At 47.9% G+C, this 20,314-nt stretch carries 21 protein-coding genes and 1 pseudogene; 9 read left to right on the top strand and 13 right to left on the bottom strand.

Annotated features, from left to right (window positions below; translation table 11 throughout):
* The first annotated feature begins 90 nt into the window (after positions 1-90).
* The 6 genes from QP794_RS04285 (at position 91) to QP794_RS04260 (ending at position 6,678) form a co-directional block, all read left to right on the top strand.
* Positions 91-1,035 (top strand): YwqG family protein, encoded by a 945-nt coding sequence (locus tag QP794_RS04285; RefSeq protein WP_285075090.1) that lies wholly within the window; start codon positions 91-93, stop codon positions 1,033-1,035.
* A gap of 183 nt (positions 1,036-1,218) precedes the next feature.
* Positions 1,219-1,677 carry a DinB family protein gene (locus tag QP794_RS04280; RefSeq protein WP_285075089.1) on the top strand — a complete coding sequence of 153 codons (459 nt, stop codon included), beginning with the start codon at positions 1,219-1,221 and terminating at the stop codon, positions 1,675-1,677.
* A gap of 341 nt (positions 1,678-2,018) precedes the next feature.
* Positions 2,019-2,741 carry a response regulator transcription factor gene (locus QP794_RS04275; protein WP_029880794.1) on the top strand — a complete coding sequence of 241 codons (723 nt, stop codon included), beginning with the start codon at positions 2,019-2,021 and terminating at the stop codon, positions 2,739-2,741.
* Between the two features lie 54 nt (positions 2,742-2,795).
* A complete protein-coding gene (locus tag QP794_RS04270) occupies positions 2,796-3,932 on the top strand; it encodes a sensor histidine kinase (protein ID WP_285075088.1) in 1,137 nt (378 codons plus the stop codon).
* Between the two features lie 164 nt (positions 3,933-4,096).
* A complete protein-coding gene (locus QP794_RS04265; RefSeq protein WP_285075087.1) occupies positions 4,097-4,822 on the top strand; it encodes a HAMP domain-containing protein in 726 nt (241 codons plus the stop codon).
* Between the two features lie 47 nt (positions 4,823-4,869).
* Positions 4,870-6,678, top strand: coding sequence for a transglycosylase domain-containing protein (locus QP794_RS04260; RefSeq protein WP_285075086.1), 1,809 nt, complete (start codon positions 4,870-4,872; stop codon positions 6,676-6,678).
* Between the two features lie 231 nt (positions 6,679-6,909).
* Here the strand turns inward: QP794_RS04260 and QP794_RS04255 are convergent, their stop codons facing one another.
* From QP794_RS04255 to QP794_RS04200, 12 genes and pseudogenes are all read right to left on the bottom strand, one after another.
* A complete protein-coding gene (locus QP794_RS04255) occupies positions 6,910-7,359 on the bottom strand; it encodes a threonine/serine exporter family protein (protein WP_285075085.1) in 450 nt (149 codons plus the stop codon).
* Between the two features lie 19 nt (positions 7,360-7,378).
* On the bottom strand, positions 7,379-8,074 hold the full coding sequence (locus QP794_RS04250) for a threonine/serine exporter family protein (RefSeq protein ID WP_236703443.1): 696 nt from the start codon (positions 8,072-8,074) through the stop codon (positions 7,379-7,381).
* Positions 8,075-8,437: 363 nt separating this feature from the next.
* Positions 8,438-8,743, bottom strand: coding sequence for a hypothetical protein (locus QP794_RS04245; protein WP_285075084.1), 306 nt, complete (start codon positions 8,741-8,743; stop codon positions 8,438-8,440).
* 64 nt (positions 8,744-8,807) lie between these two features.
* Positions 8,808-9,851, bottom strand: a complete 1,044-nt coding sequence (locus QP794_RS04240) for a S66 family peptidase (RefSeq protein WP_285075083.1) — start codon at positions 9,849-9,851, stop codon at positions 8,808-8,810.
* Positions 9,852-9,962: 111 nt separating this feature from the next.
* Complete coding sequence (locus QP794_RS04235; RefSeq protein WP_285075082.1) at positions 9,963-11,294, bottom strand: DUF4179 domain-containing protein; 1,332 nt, start codon at positions 11,292-11,294, stop codon at positions 9,963-9,965.
* Entirely contained in the window at positions 11,291-11,806 is a 516-nt protein-coding gene (locus QP794_RS04230; protein WP_285075081.1) for an RNA polymerase sigma factor, read from the bottom strand. The genes QP794_RS04235 and QP794_RS04230 overlap by 4 nt, the downstream gene beginning before the upstream one ends.
* Positions 11,807-12,037: 231 nt before the next feature.
* Positions 12,038-12,439 carry an NUDIX domain-containing protein gene (locus QP794_RS04225; RefSeq protein WP_483311873.1) on the bottom strand — a complete coding sequence of 134 codons (402 nt, stop codon included), beginning with the start codon at positions 12,437-12,439 and terminating at the stop codon, positions 12,038-12,040.
* Positions 12,440-12,640: 201 nt separating this feature from the next.
* Positions 12,641-13,132 (bottom strand): annotated as a pseudogene (locus QP794_RS04220) (GNAT family N-acetyltransferase); the annotation flags it as partial.
* 217 nt (positions 13,133-13,349) lie between these two features.
* On the bottom strand, positions 13,350-13,760 hold the full coding sequence (flgB, locus tag QP794_RS04215; protein ID WP_024629403.1) for a flagellar basal body rod protein FlgB: 411 nt from the start codon (positions 13,758-13,760) through the stop codon (positions 13,350-13,352).
* 179 nt (positions 13,761-13,939) lie between these two features.
* Positions 13,940-14,755: an adenosylmethionine decarboxylase gene (gene speD, locus QP794_RS04210; RefSeq protein ID WP_285075080.1), complete on the bottom strand. Its 816-nt coding sequence runs from the start codon at positions 14,753-14,755 to the stop codon at positions 13,940-13,942.
* 177 nt (positions 14,756-14,932) lie between these two features.
* On the bottom strand, positions 14,933-15,514 hold the full coding sequence (locus QP794_RS04205; RefSeq protein WP_285075079.1) for an SLOG family protein: 582 nt from the start codon (positions 15,512-15,514) through the stop codon (positions 14,933-14,935).
* Between the two features lie 109 nt (positions 15,515-15,623).
* Positions 15,624-16,757, bottom strand: a complete 1,134-nt coding sequence (locus QP794_RS04200) for an RluA family pseudouridine synthase (RefSeq protein WP_285075078.1) — start codon at positions 16,755-16,757, stop codon at positions 15,624-15,626.
* Between the two features lie 189 nt (positions 16,758-16,946).
* Here QP794_RS04200 and QP794_RS04195 point away from each other — a divergent pair, with 189 nt between their 5' ends.
* Positions 16,947-17,363, top strand: a complete 417-nt coding sequence (locus tag QP794_RS04195; RefSeq protein WP_079350752.1) for a hypothetical protein — start codon at positions 16,947-16,949, stop codon at positions 17,361-17,363.
* A 173-nt stretch (positions 17,364-17,536) separates the two neighbouring features.
* On the opposite strand, the gene QP794_RS04190 is transcribed toward QP794_RS04195, so the two are convergent.
* Positions 17,537-18,247 (bottom strand): GT-D fold domain-containing glycosyltransferase, encoded by a 711-nt coding sequence (locus QP794_RS04190; RefSeq protein WP_285075077.1) that lies wholly within the window; start codon positions 18,245-18,247, stop codon positions 17,537-17,539.
* A gap of 356 nt (positions 18,248-18,603) precedes the next feature.
* Between QP794_RS04190 and QP794_RS04185 the strand changes: the two genes are divergently transcribed.
* The gene (locus QP794_RS04185; RefSeq protein WP_285075076.1) at positions 18,604-19,293 is read left to right on the top strand and encodes a glycosyltransferase; all 690 of its coding nucleotides are present in this window, start codon (positions 18,604-18,606) and stop codon (positions 19,291-19,293) included.
* A 17-nt stretch (positions 19,294-19,310) separates the two neighbouring features.
* Positions 19,311-20,300, top strand: coding sequence for a polysaccharide biosynthesis protein (locus QP794_RS04180; RefSeq protein WP_285075075.1), 990 nt, complete (start codon positions 19,311-19,313; stop codon positions 20,298-20,300).
* Positions 20,301-20,314 lie beyond the last annotated feature (14 nt).

The following is a 20,314-nucleotide window of genomic DNA, read 5'->3' as shown; positions in this document are numbered from 1 at the left end:
AGCAGGGAAAGAAGAGGCAGCGGAAGAATATACAGGTGTGTACCTGAATATGTCTCACCATAGATGTATTGTCAGAAGGGGAGGATCTGTATGATTAAACCTGAACAATGTGAACGTCTGACCAGAAAAGCCCGGAAAACACTTGAGGAATATGGATTGGGTAATGCTGCCGATCTGCTGTTATCTTCAAGTCGTTGGGGAATTCGCCTTGATGTATCGACAGCGGATGAGTATCGCAGAACAGGGAATTCACGTGTAGGTGGAGATCCGGATCTGCCGGAGAACATGAAATGGCCTTTGACACAGGATGGAGTACCCATGACTTTCCTGGCCCAGTTGAATCTTGTGGACTTGACGCCATATACGCCAAATGATGGTCGCGGGAATTTGCCCGAACGGGGCATGTTATATTTTTTCATTGGTGTGGATGAGCCTGCTTATCATATTGAGCATCGTGTAATTTACGAGCCGGACGCTCATAACCTGACAAGGCGAGAGCCTGCGGGCGAAACTGCGCTGAAGCAGGACGATTTTGTAGCGCATTCGGTAACGGTGCTGCCTAACCTTGAGTTTCCTACATATGCGTACATTGATTCCCTGGATCTGAATGCACTCGCTGCCCCGATATCTGGTGGAAAAGTAGCCGTCGAAGGGGAGGAAGGTCTATATGACCGATACCTTGAATTCGAGTCCAGCTGGAATCATCCGAGTACACAGAACTGGGGTGGCATGTTTGGATATCCTGACGGTCAACATCCGGATGCAGAGCATCAGGCGCTGTTACAGATCGTACTTGGTGAAGAGTATGATTATGATGAGCAGGCGTGTGAGAAGAAGCTGACTGCTCATTATGGCGGAGATGAGGAACGGACACAACAAGAGCTTTCGGATACACTGCTTCTATTGAAAATTGATACGCATGACGCTATCGGATTTCAATGGTGGGATTGTGGAGAGCTGCAATTTTTCATTCGCAAGGAGGACTTGCTTGCAGGACGATTCGATCAAACGTATTGTTCGTTATATTCAAGTTAAGTTCATGTTTGTTATCATAGAAGCAACAAAAAGTCCCAAATACCGTCTATAAGAGGGAGGAGGGGCTTTTTTGTTCGTCATTGTTAGTTTTCAAACATGGCTGGTTTATATATGAAGGGGGAATAAATGGGTTGATTAGCGATCATACGTTCTATATAATGGGATAAAAAGGGAGTGTTTCTGTTGATTCAATCCGCATTTAAACATATTGATGTGGCAGTCACATCATTAATCAATTTATGTGACCAACTATCCGAACAGGATTTGGCTTTGACTCCGATTGAAGGCAAACGGCCGGTTGGAGAATTGCTTTCTCATCTATCCGTCATTTGTCGTGCAGATGTACATATTTCGGAGGGAGCCTCTGAAGAAGAAATGGCTTTGTTTTACGAGGAAAATCAGCCGAATACACTCAGTGAGATCAAGGAAGCGTTGATTGCCAATCAGATGTACCTTTACCATAGATACAGACAGTTTAACACGGAAGAATTATTACAGGTGACTGACTCCTATTGGGGCGCTTCGTACAGTCGTCTGGAGTGGCTGCTTGAGATTATGGGACATGTATACCACCACAGGGGCCAACTGCACACGATGCTAACTTTGACTGGTATAGAGCCCAAAGTGGCATTGTTTGAATAGAAAAAATAGATACATCATACCAAGTTCCTGCCTGAATAGAAACAAGATTAGATAGAATACATAGAGCATGTTATCCGAAACAAGCAACGGTTAAATCGGGATTAGATCGACGATACTATACTTTACTGAAAGGAGTAACAAATGGAAGGCAATAACACTCATAGGTTGAGAGAAATAGACTGAACAGATTCAGAGATTGTATTGGTTTACGATAATTAACCCATTATGAAGGGGCATTCAGTATACTGGAAATTTGAACGTGTGACCCCTTTCTTGAGCGCGATGATTTTCGCAGATTCATATTCTAGTGGTATACTCTGATCAAAGCAATGATTCATGGAATGGAAAGGAATAATGCCGTGGCACAGCCAGCAACCATTCTGCTTGTGGATGATGAGCAGGATATTATTAAATTGATGGAGATTTATTTTGGCAATGAAGGGTATCGAGTTCTAACAGCCAGTGATGGGATCGAGGCGCTTGAGCAATTGAAGAAAGAGCCAATTGATCTGATCATTCTGGATGTCATGATGCCAAATATGGACGGAATTGAAGCCTGTATGAAAATTCGGGAAGAGCAGAAAATGCCGATCATTATGCTGTCCGCCAAAAGCATGGATATGGATAAAATCACAGGGCTGAGCATCGGTGCTGATGATTATGTGACCAAGCCGTTTAACCCGCTTGAACTAGTGGCACGGGCAAAATCACAGCTTCGCAGGTATCATACCTTTAATGAAGGCCGGGAGAACAAGGAGCATGAATGGGTGATTGACGATCTGGTTATCAATACCGATACCCATGAGGTCTGGGTGGATGAGCAGCCTGTTCGTCTGACTCCTCGTGAATTTGCCGTTCTGGAGCTGCTCGCGCGCCATCAAGGCTCTGTGCTTAGTATGGAGCAGATCTACAGACAGGTCTGGAAAGAGGAATTCATGGAATCCAACAACACCGTCATGGTGCATATCCGCAAGATTCGGGAGAAAATTGAACTCGACAGCAAACATCCCAAGTTCATACAGACGGTATGGGGTGTTGGGTATAAGATGATCAAACCACAATAAGCACGTGCGTTTACAAGGTGAATTGGATACAGAGCGTGAGCAGGGAGTTCCGAGATGAATTCAAAATTAATTAACACAGTCCGCTGGAAATTTATTTACGCATTTATGCTAAGTGGTATTTTGACGGCGGCTATTTTGTATGGGGGCAGCAACGTTGTACGATCCATTCTGGATGCTCAGACCTATCCTGATTATTCGCTCCCTGCAAGAGGTATCAGGTGGCTGGTGAATAATATTGGGTCGGTGCCATTAATGATTATAGTTGGCATACTTGGCTTTGTGCTGTTCTTTTTCCTGTTCACACGCAGGCTGATGCTCGTTTTGGATGAGATTACCGCGGGAATTCAGGAGGTTGCCAAAGGAGAACTGTCCCATCGGATTGAGGTAAACACATCGGATGAATTTGGCGTTGTCGCTGCCAGCATTAATCAGATGGCTGAACAATTGCAGCTGTCATTGCAGGAGGAGCGTAGTGCGGTCGCTGCCAAAAATGATTTGATTACAGGCATTTCTCATGATTTGAGGACACCGCTTACCTCCATTCTCGGATTTTTGGAGTACATAGAGAAGGATCGCTATCAGGATGAAATTGAGATGCGTTATTACGTGAGCATTGCGTACGAGAAATCCTTAACATTAAGGAAACTGATCGACGATTTGTTCGAATATACCCGTGTCAGTGGTGGGAGCCTGCCCTTGTCCTTGACTTCTTTGAACCTGAACCCGTTTCTGATGCAGCTTGCGGAAGAGTTCGCTCCGATGCTGGAAGAGGCGGGCATGACATACAAGATCATCGGTGGACAGGAGCCTTTATGGATTCAGGCCGCTCCCGGGGAGCTTGTTCGTGCATATGAGAACCTGTTCAGTAACGCAATCCGTTACGGGGCACAGGGGAAAGTGATGGAGATCGCGCTGTCTCTTGAAGGTAAAGAAGCCGTGGTGCGCATCAGCAATTACGGCGAACCGATTCCGACACAGGATTTGCCCCATTTATTCGATCGATTCTACCGGGTGGACAAGTCCCGCTCTCGTGATACGGGCGGCACCGGTCTGGGGCTGGCCATTGCCAAGTCAATGATAGAATTACATCAAGGAAGTATCGCTGCATACAGTGAACAGGGCCGAACCGATTTTGTTACGCGTTTCCCTATAACTACTGCTCCGATGAACAGAGACCAAGCGGAACAGTAACTTGAAAGAATTCTCGTCCGATGTATTAGATCTTGCTTGATTCAACATCCTAATTGCTTAATTAAGAAAATGATAAGAAGTTACCCACTTCCTCATTAAGAAATATTCGGTATTCTTAACCTCAATCGTACACATGAGCTGCAAAATTGAGGAGGATGCCGAATATGAGATTATTATTACGTACAGTCAGACTTAGATACATATATATCTGTGGAGCAAGTGCGTTACTTAGCACAGCGCTCCTATTTGTCGTTTATCACATGTTACGTTTTGCCCACCGTCATCTCCTGTCTGAGACAACAGGGATAACTCGCGTTATGCATTGGGTGATAAACCATATCGGAACAACACCGTTGGTTATATTCATCGGGGGAAGTTTGTTTGCCTTGTTTTTTTGGATTCGATCGCAGAAGATTGCAGATGACCTCAAGGTCATTGCTCGTGGAGCTCATGAGCTGGCTAATGGCCAAATTTCAGCACCGATTGAAGTGCTGAATGGCGGGGAACTGCGGCAGATTGCTGCCGATCTGAATGACGTTGCGATACGTATACAAGCGGAGCACATAAATAGTTCAGATCATGAGTGGATAGAACGGGAGCCGAGAGGCGAAGAATGGTTCGGAAAGCCGCAAATTCAAGAAGATTTGGTTGGATCACAATCGGGCCGCTTAAGTGCCGATCTGCCGATTAAACTGACGCTCTATGGTGTTCGTTCATCGCTTGATACGGTCATGGAAGGACGCTGCCGGGATGAAGCGGAGATTCAGCACTGGGTCAGGCTGGCGTATGAACAGACGTTAAGGCTGGAGCTTGCCCTGGATTCCATGGAAATGAAGCCACAAGAACATTCAGGCTCTACTCCACATGTATTCAGGGAGCCTGAATGTTGAGATCCAGTATAAGGCGGGGAATCTATCACATATTTGATGCCTCTGTAGTGATCGTTATTTTGCTTGTGATCGGCTATATCTATCTGATTGCTTACGGCGAAGGTGTACTTCGAAATCATCCTGAGGCCATATCAACGGCCTCTTCCACCATCATTACGAATGCCAACGGAACAGAAATTTCGAGATTACAAGTACAATCCAAGGGATATAAGGAATATGCCGATTTGAAGGACATGCCCGATCTATTAAAGCAGGCGTTTCTGGCTACGGAAGATCGACGTTTTTATAATCATGACGGATTGGATTTTATCGGGATTGGCAGGGCGGTTGTGCAGGATGTTTTACATATGAACCTGAGTCAGGGAGGTAGCTCCATTACACAGCAACTAGCCAGAAATTTGTACTTGAACGGAGACAAAACGCTGGTTCGCAAGGTAAATGAGATGTCGATTGCTATGGCGATGGAAAATAAATTTAGCAAGGATGAGCTATTGGAGCTGTATTTGAACCATATTTATATGGGACGACAGCAGTACGGGATTAAAGCGGCCGCGTGGCGCTACTTCGGGATTAAGGATTTACATCAGCTGGAGATTTGGCAAATCGCTACGCTCGCTGGAATTCCGAAGGGACCTTCCATATACAATCCGGTAGATCGGGAAGACCTGTCCAAAGAGAGGCGTTCTGTGGTTCTTGCCCTCATGCATGAGCAAGGAATTATTACAAAGAGACAGATGGAGGAAGCGCGAAGTGTGGACTATACACCGCCAGATCCAACATCTGCATCGAGTCCAGGCTCGCCAGTGCCTGCTTACGTGTCTGCATTAGATGCGGTGATCGAGGAGGCTTCTCGCCTTACAGGCAAAAGTATGGCAGAGATTCAATCCGCAGGCTGGACCATTCATACAGGATTGGATGATCAAGCGCAGCTGGCGATGGAGCAAACGTTCCGCGAATCTTCCCGGTTCACCGATGATCGTGAGGATGAGCAAGTGCAGGCGAGCATGGTCATACTGGACCAGCAAAATGGTGAAGTCAAAGCGATGATGGGCGGGCGTGACCCTGTAAAAGGAGGCATTAACCGGGCAACCACGGATGCAAGGCAACCCGGTTCTGCATTCAAGCCCATAATTGCATACGGACCTGCATTGGAATCCGGGCGGTTTAAGCCGGAGAGTATACTACCTGATCAACGCATGAAATATGGGAGTTATCAACCAAGCAATCTGGGTGGGCGTTACAGAGGTACAGTTACGATGTCACAAGCCATTGAACATTCCATCAATGCTCCAGCCGTATGGCTGCTGCATGAGACAGGGTTGGGACGCGCACATCAATTTGCAGATCGATTGGGCATTGAACTGGGTAAGGAGGACCTCAATCTGTCGATTGCCTTGGGTGGCTTGTATAAAGGGGTATCTCCACTGAAAATGGCTCAGGCCTATTCTGTCTTTGCCAATAACGGCAAGTTTAATACGTCACATCTGATTCGTGAAATTACGGATTCACGTGGCCGGGCGATCTATACTTTTAAGCCAGAGAACAAGCAGGTGATCTCCACCAACACGTCAACGGCCATGACCCGTATGCTCCAAGATGTGGTCAGTCAGGGAACAGGCAGTAGAGCACAGCTGAGTCGGCATAAAGTAGCGGGGAAAACAGGAACAACGCAGGCTGCATTACCTGGTGTAAGCAAGGAAGCCAATCGGGATCTGTGGTTCGTGGGATATACCGGCAAGTGGACGGCTGCAGTCTGGATCGGATTTGATCGTACGGATGCAGAGCATTATATGAGATCCGGAAGTGGTGTGGCGGCGGATTTATTTGCGTCGGTTATGAAGCGTGCTTTGCCATGAAAGAGATGGTTTACTGTATAACGATGGACAAGGATTTTCCAGCAGACATGGGGAGATTTCTGCCTTATGGATCGTACAGTTATCGAACAAATGGATGCAACGATAAGACCGCTGTAAGGGAGATGATCCCGGATCAACATGGGTTAAAAATATGAAAAACCCGTGAAAGACAGTGTTTACCCTGTCTCCCACGGGCCATTATCGTTTTAGTGATAGTATATTTATCTACTGCTAGGGTTTTGCTCGCAACGATTCAGGTAAACGACGAATCATCTGGTTCAACACTTCGGACAATACAAGTCCGATTGCGATGGCACCGGATAACATGAGTGCCTTGGCAGCCATCTCCATGGCAGCACCGTAGTCATTTTGCACAAAATTACGCATCGCATTATACGCCAGCCCACCGGGAACGAGCGGAATGATGCCAGCCACGCTAAAGATAATGACGGGTGCGCGAAACATACGGGAGAACAGCTGGCTGATGACACCTACCGCGATGGTCGCTGCCAGTGTAGCAGGAACAGCATCTGCTGCATATTCAAGCACAATATAGATGATCCAGCCGATCATGCCGACAAATCCACCGTGAAGCAGCATGCGTCGTGGGGCGTTGAAGATGATGCCGAATGCAGCCGAGGCGACAAAGCTGGTCAGGGCTTGTTCAATAAAATGAAGCATAACCTGCAACTCCTCCGTCTTACGTAAAAAGTGAAAAAACAACAGCAATGCCGGTACCAATCGCAAAAGCCGTCAGGAACGCCTCGGCTCCCTTGGATAGCCCGGATACGAGATGCCCAGCCATGAGGTCACGCACAGCATTGGTAATCAGTAACCCCGGTACTAGGGGCATGACTGAGCCAATAATAATTTTGTCCCTTTCATGACCCGCACCCATATAGACAAGCAAAAAGGCGAGCAGGCCAATGACAAATGAAGCTGTCAGCTCGGCAAAAAACTTCACGAGTACCAGTCGATGGAAGGCAATGACCGCTGCATAGCCGATACCACCGCAGAGAACAGCAGGGAGAAAGTCGACCCAGCCTCCACCAAACATAATGGTAAAGCACCCGCTGGACAACGCCGCCGCTGTAAGCCGCACAACCGCAGAATAGGAGGAGGGCTGTCCCTCAATTTGTTGTAATAACGCATACGCTTCTTCAACGGACAATTCACCTTGTCCAATACGTCGGGAAACGGCATTCACTTCAGATACCTTGTGCAAATCTGTGGTTCGTTCGGAGATTCGTATCAGCTTGGCAGGCTCGGTTGCATCAACCGAGAAGAAGATGCCTGTGGGCACAACGTAACTGTGCGAATGGGGAAGGCCCAGCGCGGCAGCCATGCGTTTCATCGTATCTTCCACACGATAGGTTTCACCGCCGCTTTGCAGCATAATTTTGCCTGCCAATAGACAGATCGCGATCACACGGGATTGTTCAGTATGATTTGTCCCAACCAGCTCCGTCTCAGACTGAGGCACGGGTGGAGGATCATGAGGGATATATTCCAACCGGATCAAGCTCCTTTCATATGAGATAAGGCTTGGTGCCGACACCATTGTATCATATTTCACACGTTAGCAAGGAAACATACCGCATGAACGACAGGAAGTCATCCAGGTTGCAGAGATTGATGCACACATTCAAGCCAAAATGACGACCCAAGCGTCCCTAAACCAAAAAAATCTTCGTTCCCGGACCCAAGGGCCTCAGGAACAAAGATTTTTGGGTTTGGCTCTATAGCGATAAAAAAACAATTACATCAACAGCGTAATGACTAACAGCTCATACAATACGAGTGGCAGAATCGTCGGTCCAAACAAGGCACGCGGCTCAGGATATCCATGCATCGGCGTAACCTGGAGATATAGAATACCCCGATCTGCGCTGATAATGACACCTTCCCATACCTGACCATCGATATTCTGGACTTGCACCTTCTTGCCTACGTGCTGCCGGGCTGTATGATGAAGCATATTCCGCACACTTTGTACGGATTGAAGCATCGGTTGATTGGCTTGGTATACGACAAATGCGGATGGTGTGGATGTGGATTCAGGCATGATGCACAACCCTTCCTCAAAATAAGTTCTTACTTCAAGGTATGCATCTGCCTACAAAAGGTGTTTACACAAATGCCATCTCAAGGCTTCCGCGCCCATTTTCATAAGCGACTTTGCCCAGTGCGCCATTCACAAAGGTTAACTGTGGCGGGATGTGGCCCAGATCCACATCATACAGTACGGGAACATCCATATCCCCCAGCGCTGAGGTTAGGGCATCGGTGAAATTGAAATCTCCTGTATCCGAATACCCGGCAGGTCGGCCGAACATGAAGCCTTTAACGCCAGCAAACCAGCCAGCCTGTCTCATCTGCCACAGATGACGGTAAATATCACCCGCATTCATTTCACAGCTTTCCAGATACCAGATGGTTCCTTCTTCTGCACAGTACTGATCGAGATACGCCTCAACTGGTGCGTAAGGTGTGCCGATCAGACAAGTGATGGTATCCATACAGCCGCCGATCAACCGACCTGAGAACGTAACCTGTGCATCAGCTCCTTGGGCCTGCCCCAGCTGTTTCCAGTGTGAAGGGGTATCCAGATTGAACCCCGTTAACTCCGGTTTCCATTCCGATTGATAGTGGGTGGAGGAAGATTGAGTGATCTGCCCTCCATGTCCAGTCTGCAATACATCAATCCAGCGGGCGGTCACCGGATCGAGTTCATTGGACCTAAGATCCACGTAGTTCGTACCATGTGCCGAAGCCGTTCCGGTGATCAGGGTGTATGCAAATAAAAAGGTGCTGATATCCGAATAGCCCATGACCCATTTGGGCGGCAAGGTTTTCAAAGCTTCCCAATCCAGCAGGGGCAGGATATCCATAAGGAACTCTCCACCCCACGGAGGGATAATTGCCTGAATCTCAGGGTTACGGAAAAACGCATTGATCTCGGCTGCGCGATCTTCCTTGGACGAACTTACACATTTGGCGTTATGCCGTAGAAAGGGGCTCTCCTGAACACCAAAACCAAGGCGCTCCATGTTGTGCCTGCTCTCTTCAAGGTAATGATGTAAGGATTCACCCACACCGCTGGATGGCGCAGCCACCCCAATGGTATTCCCCGGAGCGAGTGGTTGTGGGTAACGGATTGAACGGTTATTCATTGTGGATACATCCTTTCCTGTGACATATTGATTTAATGTAGATGTTTGGTGTTTCCATTATAGTGCATGATTACTTCATGTGGTTTCTTATTATGACTGCTCATCTTTCTTTTAGGGAGTCACAGGAATTTCAATAGAAAACGGTGCACGACTTTGATAAGGGTAAGAGAATATTTCCATTGTTAGTTTTCCTTTAGCTACGGCTGCATTTTTAATGACAATCCTTGCTTCGGAGATCCCATTTTCACCTGAAGGACTCCAGCCGAACTCATTAATTTCGAAAGGCTTTCCCTTACTGTCCTCGATATTGGTAAATGATAGCCCGGAAGTGGCATCTTGAGAGTTTGAGATTGAAAACTCGATGACCAGATCTTTGCCTTGTACCGTGCTTTTCAGGAATTTCAAACTCGATGGGCCACCTTGTATTTCACCTGAAGAAGGATCGATGCTGATAACCAGTTCATCCTTATCCAGCGCTGCAAGGCCAGACCCCTGCAACGTCAGTTTTTTCGGAGTGGAGAAGTACATACTTTCGAAAAAGACGGAACTCCCAGAGCCCGAGATGGAAGAAGAATCCGTTCGCCATGCTCGGCCTTGCTCATCCACTAAATGTAGGTCACGGATTCCGAAGATTTTTTTGGTGTTGTTCCGATCATATTCTATATCAAGTACAAGGCGAGTGGGATGCAGAACGGCCTGTTTTACATGAATACGCTGCCCGTCCACGGTCATGGTTTGGTTTACGGGGATGACTCTCTTCATACCTTTCGTTAAGCTGCGATCCACTGGGAAAGTGACCTTCCACTTTTTAGCCGCTTCCTTACCTCGTTCCTTAAATACAACGGTCAGCTCTTGTGGCGGTAAAGATTCTGTGAATGAGACATCGATTTTATCCTCATAAACGCCATTTTCTGAAGCAGGCTTAGGAGAGGAATAGCTAAACGCAACAGGAAGATTCTTACCATGCTCATCAAGCAGATCGATATCATAGTTGCCTTTCTCGGAATCTTCCATGCCTTTCAGTGTGTAAAAAATGACCATACGTGACTCATCTGTAATAATGCCGTCCACGGTCATAGAAGCTCCATTATGCTCATCGGTCACACCGACCTTCTGCAAGAGGGACTGATCGATGGCCATCATTAATCCTTTATCCTGGCGAATCATGCTGACGATACCTTCCATGCCCGGTAGCTGCTCTACAAAAGACGCAAAAGCCGGAGAGACGCGGATACATCCCGTAAACACGAGGATAATTGCAGCTGCCGAGATGGAACTCATATACCAGCGCAGCCGCGATTTGCGCTTGCGCGTGGCCTGACGGATTCCGGCCTGTACAGCCTGATATGCTCCGGCGTCGGGTACAGGTATGGTGTCGTATTCCGTTTTACGAGCATTCAGACGCTGTTCCAGACCTTCAAATGTTTCCATTTCATCGGTCATGATAATTCATCTCCTTTCGTTTCAAGTTGATTCCGAAGCTGTCCGAGTGCTCGATGCAGTCGGGATTTTACGGTCCCTGTAGGAATTTCCAGAATGTCAGCGACCTCTGTCAAGGAGAAACCTTCGAAATAACTCAGAATAATAATCTGCTTGCAATCCCGATCCAGCGCAGAGACGGCTGCGGCAAGATCAGGGTCTTCGGGTCGGTCCCAGCTGCTGGGTTCATGAATTTCGATAACGTGGCTGAACCGGCTCTTGCGTTTGCGTTCGTCCGCACAGTAGTTCAGCAGAATACGGATTAGCCAGGTGCCGAAATAGGAGGGTTCTTTTAGTTTCTTGAGCGTTCGATAAGCTCTATAGGTAGTCTCCTGTATCGCTTCCAGCGCATCGCCTTCGTTGTGCAGATTGGCATAAGCGATCCGATACAGTCGGCTCTGATGCATCTCCATTAAGGCTGCAAAAGCCTCGGCATCCCCTTTTTGCGCCACGATAGTCAGTTGAGCAGGGGTCACATGGCTCCTCCTTTCATGGATGTTGTTGCGTATTAGACCGTGGAAAGGGCCAAACGGTTCTTGGTTTTGGAAAATAAAGTTATGTATACATGTACTGAGACTACCATAAAGAAGGGATTTGCCCAGAAAAACAAAAATAACCGCCAAGCTCCCCTTTGACTCAGAAAAAGGAGTTCGGCGGTTGCTATGCACTTTATTAAGTATCGTTATCCTAAATCACAGTTTCCACACTCAATCTTGAGAATAGAGCTGCTTTACGGCTTGTAGTCCAGGCACGGTAAAACTCGCCAGAGGAGAGGGGAGTTCGTTCAGTGGGAACCAGCCGATCTCGCCAATGGCACCGCCTTCCTCCAGATTGCGAGCAATACCGTGGATTACCCGAGTGAAATAGAGAACAGATATCCAATGTTCTTCCTGTTCTGGACGAATGGTTTCGGCCGTGCAGAGTAATCCCTCGATGGCAATATCCAGATCGACTTCTTCCTTAATTTCTCGAATGACCGCCGTTTCCAGCGACTCATAAGGATCGACTTTGCCTCCAGGGATACTCCAGGTGTATTGTTCAGGCTGACGATTCCGCCAAACCAAAAGAACTTCATTACGCTCGTTGAGGATAACCGCCCCAACACCGATGCGAGGTTGAACAGAAGCATCCGCTGTAACCTTGGCTTGTGAACCGGACAACGCAGATTCTACGGCAGCAAGCAGTTGTGAGTCTGAGAGATCTTCCGTCTGTGCAGCTCTCCGGACTTGAGTGGACTGAAACGCCAAAGGAAGCTTGGTCTGCGTTGACCATTCTTCCGCAAGAATACTCATCGAGATCAGATCATAATGCGTGCCATCCCGCAGAACGGCAGAGCGCTGACGACCTTCCTCGCGAAATCCTGCTTTGAGATATGCACGTCTCGCAGCTTCATTGTATTCAATCACTTCCAGCGAAATCCGGTTCAGATTCAATTCATGGAATCCATAACGAATAATCAGGGAAAGAGCATCACTGCCGTAGCCTTGACCACGATCTTTGTCATCACCAATACCAATGGCCAGTCGTGCAGAGCGGTTATTCCACTCAATTCGGTAGAGCGCCGTAAATCCAATGAAACGATTGTCCTCCAGAGTACGCAGCGCAAATTCAAAGCCGTTGTCTCTCCGAACTGCGGATGACCCTGTCTCATCCGGCGTTAGTGGAACAGCAATATCGGTATCCAGATTACGCAAGTAATCATAACTGTCAGTGAAGCGGCTGAGCCGCATGCAGTCTTCCGGGCAAGGAGCGGCCAGTCGGACTTTGGAGCCTTGAAAAGCATTTAAATGACGTGGAGCCATGTTGCACCTCTTTTATTTGATATGAAATCAATCATTTTATCTCATTATACTACGAAAGGGAGAGGATACCGAAAAAGGACATAACTTAGGTGAGTGGATTCTCCTGATTAGGAAAATAAAAGCGATGCTAAATACGGTTAATATAGATCATCTGTATTTTTCCGAATATGAGACAAAACAAAAAGCAGCCAAAGGGCTGCTCTACCATTCACATTCATTATTTCATATCCTGCAACAGATTTTTCATTTTCTTGTAATGCCCGCTTACCCGGTCAACCATGTAGTTATACATAAGCTGATTCTCCGAAAGATCCGCCATTTCCTTGTCAATGTCAACGTTATTGTTGTTATTATTCATGGATGTTTCGTTGTTCTCGACAATCTGGTAATTAACGATGGAAGCATTGGGATTACTGACCGGAAAGTGTTTTTCATGAGTACGCTTCATGGCGAGTTGATCTGTTTTGCCATTCTCAATGATACGTCTAAGCTCTTCCTCAAACTCCACCGATTTCTTTTTGTAATTGGGTGTGTCTGCATTGGCAATATTTTCAGTGGTAACCTGGTGCTGTACGTTCAGCGCTTGTAACAGAGATTCATTGCGTCTGGAAGTGTTCGTTTCAATCAACGGCTCAGTCTCCTTAATGGAAATGCAATTGCTTTCATCATAAAAAATTGCGCTGCTGCCTGTCAAGTTAGGCAAAAGAAAAGGACAAGCGCACGCCGGAGGCTTCCGTTAAGAAATCCTTCCTTCATGACATCTTATCCTTGTTCAGTCCTTATGAATCAGTCTTTACGAATCAGCCATTAAGAAGGACGATTGATGTTTTTGCCATAATAAATCTCGTCCATCTCCAGCTTCAGCCAGTCCGTAATTTCCTGTTGCTCGGCTTTACTCAGTTTATCTTTGGTATAACCAAACAGATAGTTATCGAGGTCGAATTCCCTCAACTTGCACTTGGTGTGAAAAATGTTCTCCTGATACACGTTCACGTCAATCATGTCGAAGCTGCTCTTGATCTCATCCGGAATATAATTCTGAATCGAACCAATTTCGTGATCAATGAACAGCTTGCGTCCGCTCGTATCCCGTGTAAACCCCCGTACCCGGTAATCCATCGTCATAATATCCGTATCAAACGAGTGGATCAGATAGTTCAGCGCCTTTAGCGGCGAGATTTCACCGCAGGTAGAGACGTCAATATCTGCCCGAAATGTACTGATGCCTTCACTCGGGTGGAATTCGGGATACGTATGAACGGTAATATGGCTTTTGTCGAGCTGCATGACGACATTATCGGGCAGGGGACCGGGGGATTCATCGAAGGATTCTTCGGGAATCTCCACAATGGGGCCTTCCGAGACAAGCATTGTCACACTTGCACCCTGTGGAACATAGTCCTGTTGGGCGACATTCAGCACATGGGCACCGATAATGTCAGACACGTTGGTCAGTATTTTACTGAGCCGGGCCGCATTATATTGTTCATCAATATATTCAATGTAAGCTTCGCGTTCATCTTTGGTTTTCGTATAACAGATATCGTACATATTGAAACTCAGCGACTTGGTCAGGTTGTTGAATCCATGCAGTTGAATGCGCTGTTCTGGCGTTAATGTCATGGTTGCAGTTCCCCTTTGTCCCATACGACATGGTAATCGCAGTTTTACTACTACTTATACCCAACCTGCCGCCAAAAAAAACATATGTACGAATTCCTGAACAACTAAGCTGCTACATAAAAGTGCAATGATCACTAATTCATTCGTACCTTATCCGAGGTTGACTCATTTGATCTTTTAGAATGAAGAATCTTCGTAATCCCCAACATCGTTCATCCGTTCATCTTCGGCGACCGATTGGATATCCTCTGATGTGATACTGATGATGGTGTAATCTTCATTCTGCTGCTTTTTGATCGCTTTTTCCTTGATAAAACGAGGACTGCCATCTCCGGCATCTTCGTCATAGACGAGCAGGAGGCCGTCGCTTTTGCGCAGCAGTAAGTCATCCCGTGCAGTGAACTGCCACGGGCCGATATACGGCTGACGGCTAATCGCTCCGTAATAGTCTACACCTTGCAGGATGGAGCGATAATACTCCTGTTTGTCTTCCTTCCATTGTTCCTCTGGATTCTGAAAAGCAGTAATGATTGACAGCTTCAGATCCGGGAACGTCTTCTTCAGCTCAAGCACCACTTCGCAGGCCCATAGGTCCACGCCGTATTGGCCTGGCGTCAGCACCCACTCCAGCCCGTCTTCGACCAGAGGTGTAAGACGGGAAGAGATGGCCTTCTTGATGAAAGGAATTCCCTCATGCTTCTGTCCAAAAATCTGTAGTTCATGTGCACGATAACCGGTAATCAGCAAGTTGTTCAGCATCGGTTCCTCCCTTCAGACGTGGTTAGGCCATCGGCCAAATCTGGCACCGGGGCTTGTCTTGAATCGGCTGAGATCTGAGCCACCAATGCTTGTTCTCTGAATCATTCCGTTATTTCGCTGGTGGGGCATCTGCACGGAATGGATACAGGAACTGCTTCGGAATATCAGTTTCAAATCGCATTAGCTCGCCAGTCGTTGGATGGATGAACGAGAGTACCCGTGCATGCAGTCCGAGGCGTCCAAGTGTTTTGGTTTGTGCACCGTATTTTTTGTCGCCTGCAATGGGATGTCCGAGATCTTCCATATGCACACGGATCTGGTTTTTGCGTCCCGTTTCCAAACGGACTTCCAACAGGGAGAACTCGCGGTTCGACTGCAGACGTTTGTAGTGTGTAATCGCATGCTGTCCATCATTCGGGCGAGGACTGGAATACATTTTGAGTGTCTTGGTTTCTTTCAGCCATGAGGAAATGGTTCCTTCTTCCTTCGCAACGGCACCTTCTACAAGGGCAACATACACACGTTCCTGTACGTTGTCTTTCCAGTTGTCCTGCAGCTTCTGCTGCACTTCTTCACTCTTGGCGAACATCATGACACCCGAAGTGTCGCGGTCCAGACGATGGACAATAAATATCCGGTTCAGCTCGTTGGTACGGCGAACATGCTCGGTCAGCTGGCGATAAGCAGTAAGATCATCACTTTTGTCAGCGGCAATGGATAGCAGCCCGGCTTCCTTGCGAATGACAATGATATCATCGTCTTCATGCAAAATGTTAATGCCTGTCAAGGAAGGAGCGGCAACGGCGCCTTCTCTGCTGATCGTTACGATCTGTCCTGGCGTCAGCTCCAGATTAAACTTGGTAACCACTTTCTGATCAACGGATACCTGTCCGCGACCCAGGATGGATTTGACCGCATTCCGGCCGGACTTCAAGTGTTTCAGCAAAAAGTTGAGCAGTTCATCCGGTTCAGTGACTTTGTACGGGCGTGGTGGTTCCTGCTTACGATAATAGGAATTGCCTGAGCGTTTAGCTGCTTTGGGTTTGGGTGCTCCGGCTTTCTTAGGAGCTGCAGAGGACTTGGCAGCTACTGGCTTTTTCGCCGCTCCTGCATTGCGTGATGCGGATGGTCCTGATGATTTGGCGGAAGTAAAAGTGGACCGCCCGGACCGCGCTGTGGACGAACCTGCAGATGCTTTCCCCTTGGCCGATGTATTGCCTGTTGGGCGTTTGCGTTTATTCATAAATAGTAATCTCCTTCTGAACAGCCTGTACCGCTTGTGTGCATACGATCCGTTCATTTCGTTATGCAGTCCAATATACCATTAACCGGGGGCAAATAAAAATAGGTGGAGAGAATCTGTTACCCATCCAATCCAAAGAGAGTCGAGATTCATAGAATAACGTATCCCATAGCATTGGAGGTGTTACTCATGGGTGTGTTTCTTGATATGAGAAGTTCGATGAACTCGGGAACGGTTGGACAGCCCGGTTTGTCTCTGGGCCCATCACCAGAAGCGTTCGGCTCCATTGGTCTGCAGACCCTTGGTGTCCCAAACCCCATTATCACCTTGAATGGCACGGTTGGCGTTACCGGAGAAGTGGGGGATACGTTCGTTGTTGAGCTTGTACGGGGCAGTTTTTACGATCCGTTCTTTGTGATTTATCGTGCCGAAGGGACGGTAGGCCAGAGCGGTGGCGCTGAATTTCATTCGTTCACTGCACAGGATCTGTCCGCACCGCCTGCACTGGAAAGTGTATATACCTCGTTTATTTCCGGGGTGTCCACATCTGTACGGACTGGACCTGAAGTGTTCTATGGTATTGCAGCTACCAATTGGTTCCTATGAACAGCTTGCTAACCACAGCAGATGAAGACCTGAAAAGGATAGGGTGTCCCTTACGTTTAGCGCTAATAAGACCCTCAAGTCTTACGGTGAAAAGAGAAAAGAGAGAACAAACCAGAACAAAATCCCGGCTCTGAGGAGTCCGGGATTTTTGTTGTAATATCCACTTTTACTAACTAGTTGGCGCGGCCTTTCAAAATAATGTTGTTGGCTTTGCCGAAGTCAATGGCGACTTTGCCTGTAAGTGCTGCTGTCCGCTCCGCAAGTACAACCGCGTTCACGCCACAGGAGAAGAGAGCTACATCGAAGGTATCCTGATTCGTTTGAACCCATTGCAGTGTTTCATGCATCTGATCCCAGCTGTCGAAGGGCAGCGCAGCTGTAATATCCAGATGATATGGCTCCTGAACGAGCATCGCCCGCAGCTGCTCAATCTCCCGGGTAACGAGCAGTATACGCTTGCCAGCAAGCATATTCCAGAAGCGGGGCACCTGCGCGAGTTCCCGATTGACACAGGCATGGCAAGTCAGTGCTGGAGAGATGCCAAAATGTGCGAACACGATGTCGGTCAGCTGTCTTTTGAGATGCTCCGGGGCTTTGATGCTACTGTCCCCGTGTGGAAGAACGCCTACGATATCCGCGCGCTGCAAGGAAGCGGCAACCTCATCCCGGAGCTGCAGATTGGGTAGACGCAGTCCTTTTTGCCCCAGATTAGCCTTGATGGCCCATCGCTCCTTCAGAACCTGTTCCGTGCTCCAGACCGTTTCTTGAGACATGACGATATTCTCCCCATCGCCTACACGAACCAGAGAGAAGGGACGCTTCTCCCTCACCGCGGCTTCAAGTTGATCCAGCACACCATCCATTTCAAGATAGACTGCATTCATTTTGGTATAAGGCCCCCTTTGAAAATTCACTTGCTCTATTCTATGTTGCGGCTTCGACAACGTATTGTGCATTCGACCCGGCAGGGCACATCTTCGGGTGTATATCAATCTACTTCCAGGAGAGGTAAGCGTCGAAGGGCTTATGTAAAAGCTGATTTATGGAAGAACCCGTACAAGTGTCCGGACCGATTCTATTATTTTTTCATACGTTATAGAGTCAGCTTGTTTGAATAGAGCTTCTGTATGGCATCTTCAGGCAGACAGGGGCCGTTTTTGTTATGGAAAGGGCTGTAAAGACTATGAAAATAGTCTGACTGAAGTGAAAGAAAATCACAGAATGAGTGAGGAGGAAGGGTATGTCCAGAAAAGTGGTTATTGAGATTAACTTCAACAATTACGGAATGGACCCGCAGCGATTAACGAGAGATTGGCTGGAGCGGCGAGTGGGCATTTTTCGTAGGTTCACCCTGCATTGCCTTAAGGCCCAGACGAATCAGGATTTCCTGGCCGTGTTGAAGCTGTCCAAGGAATCGGGGGAACTGATGCAAGAGATTCTTGCGGAACAGGAGCCGCTGCCTTCCAATATACGTTTTGGAACAACAATCGAAAGTGTTCGTGCCATTCTGGCTTTTGCCGAGGGAGCAGAAGATATCTATATTGCCCGGCTGGATTCGGATGATCTGTATCACAAGACGTTTGTTCAGCAGCTCTATGATGTGCAGCCACAGCCTGGAACGATGGCACTCATTAACCAGAATGGATACCTGTGGGACAGCGTGAATCATGAGATGGCGCCAGCGTTTCATCGTTCCCCGCAATTCTATGTCTACCTATATAAAACGGCAGAGTACGCTGCAGGATACCGGGTGAAGCTGCCGGGCCGGGGAACACATGGCAATGTCATTGAGCTGCCGCATGAGCTGCTGGCTCCGCGTAATTACGTGAACATCGTGCATTCCAGCAATACTTCCATTAAAAAAGTACCGCCAAAAGATCGGTTAAACCGGGAAGAGATGGCTGCGGTATTACGCGAATTCATGATCTGAACAAGGAGGGATTCACCATGATTCAAGGACAAACGATTCTGATCACTGGAGGAACCGGCTCCTGGGGACAAAAGCTGACCGAGGTACTGCTGGAGCAGAATCCAGCTGAGATTCGGATTCTGTCGCGTAATGAATACGCCCAGGTTGCGATGCAGCGGGATTTCGGTCATGATGCGCGTTTGCGTTTTGTCATTGGAGACATTCGGGATGATCGGGCGGTGGAGGCGGCCTGTCGCGGAGTGAACGTTCTCTTCCATCTGGCTGCGCTGAAACACGTCCCGGTATGCGAGGACCAGCCGGATGAAGCGTTCAAGACCAACGTCATCGGTACGCAGAACATTATCCGCGCTGCGATTCGCATGCAGGTTGCCAAAGTCATTGACGTGTCCACCGACAAGGCGGTAGATCCGATTAACGTTTATGGCATGACCAAGGCCTTGGGTGAAAAAATGATGATTCGTGCCAATGGGCTGAGCGAGTCAACGCGTTTTGTGTGTATTCGCGGAGGCAATGTGCTTGGAACCAGCGGCAGTGTCGTTCCATTGTTCCGTCGTCAGATTGATGAAGGCAAGAGCCCGACCATTACGGACAAAGGCATGACCCGCTTTTTCCTGACACGGACGGAGGCCATTCATTTGTTGCTGAAGGCGGCTGAGGCAGCGGTGGGTGGTGAGACATTTGTAATGAAAATGAAAGCCTGCAAGATGACTGATCTGGCTTCGGTCATGCTGGAACAGGCAGGTCGTCCGGCTCACGATTATAAAGTAACCGGAATTCGGCCGGGCGAAAAATTGCACGAGGTACTCATTTCTCCATACGAGGCACCACGTACCTACAAATATGATGAGCAATATTATGTGATTTTGCCACAGGAACCGGACAAGAGCCTGACAGATCCATACAGCGGTCTACCTCGTGTGACCTTTTCCGAGTATCGTTCAGACAGCGCGATGATGAATCGTCCCGCAATTGCCCAATTTTTGCGTGTAGGCGGCTTTATCGATTAATAGAAGGGAGGCGG

This window comes from Paenibacillus sp. UMB7766-LJ446, from assembly GCF_030226665.1.
In the GTDB taxonomy this organism is placed as follows: Bacteria; Bacillota; Bacilli; order Paenibacillales; family Paenibacillaceae; genus Paenibacillus; species Paenibacillus vandeheii.
The sequence above is the reverse complement of the archived record's forward strand: the minus strand, read 5'-3'. Positions and strand labels throughout refer to the sequence as shown.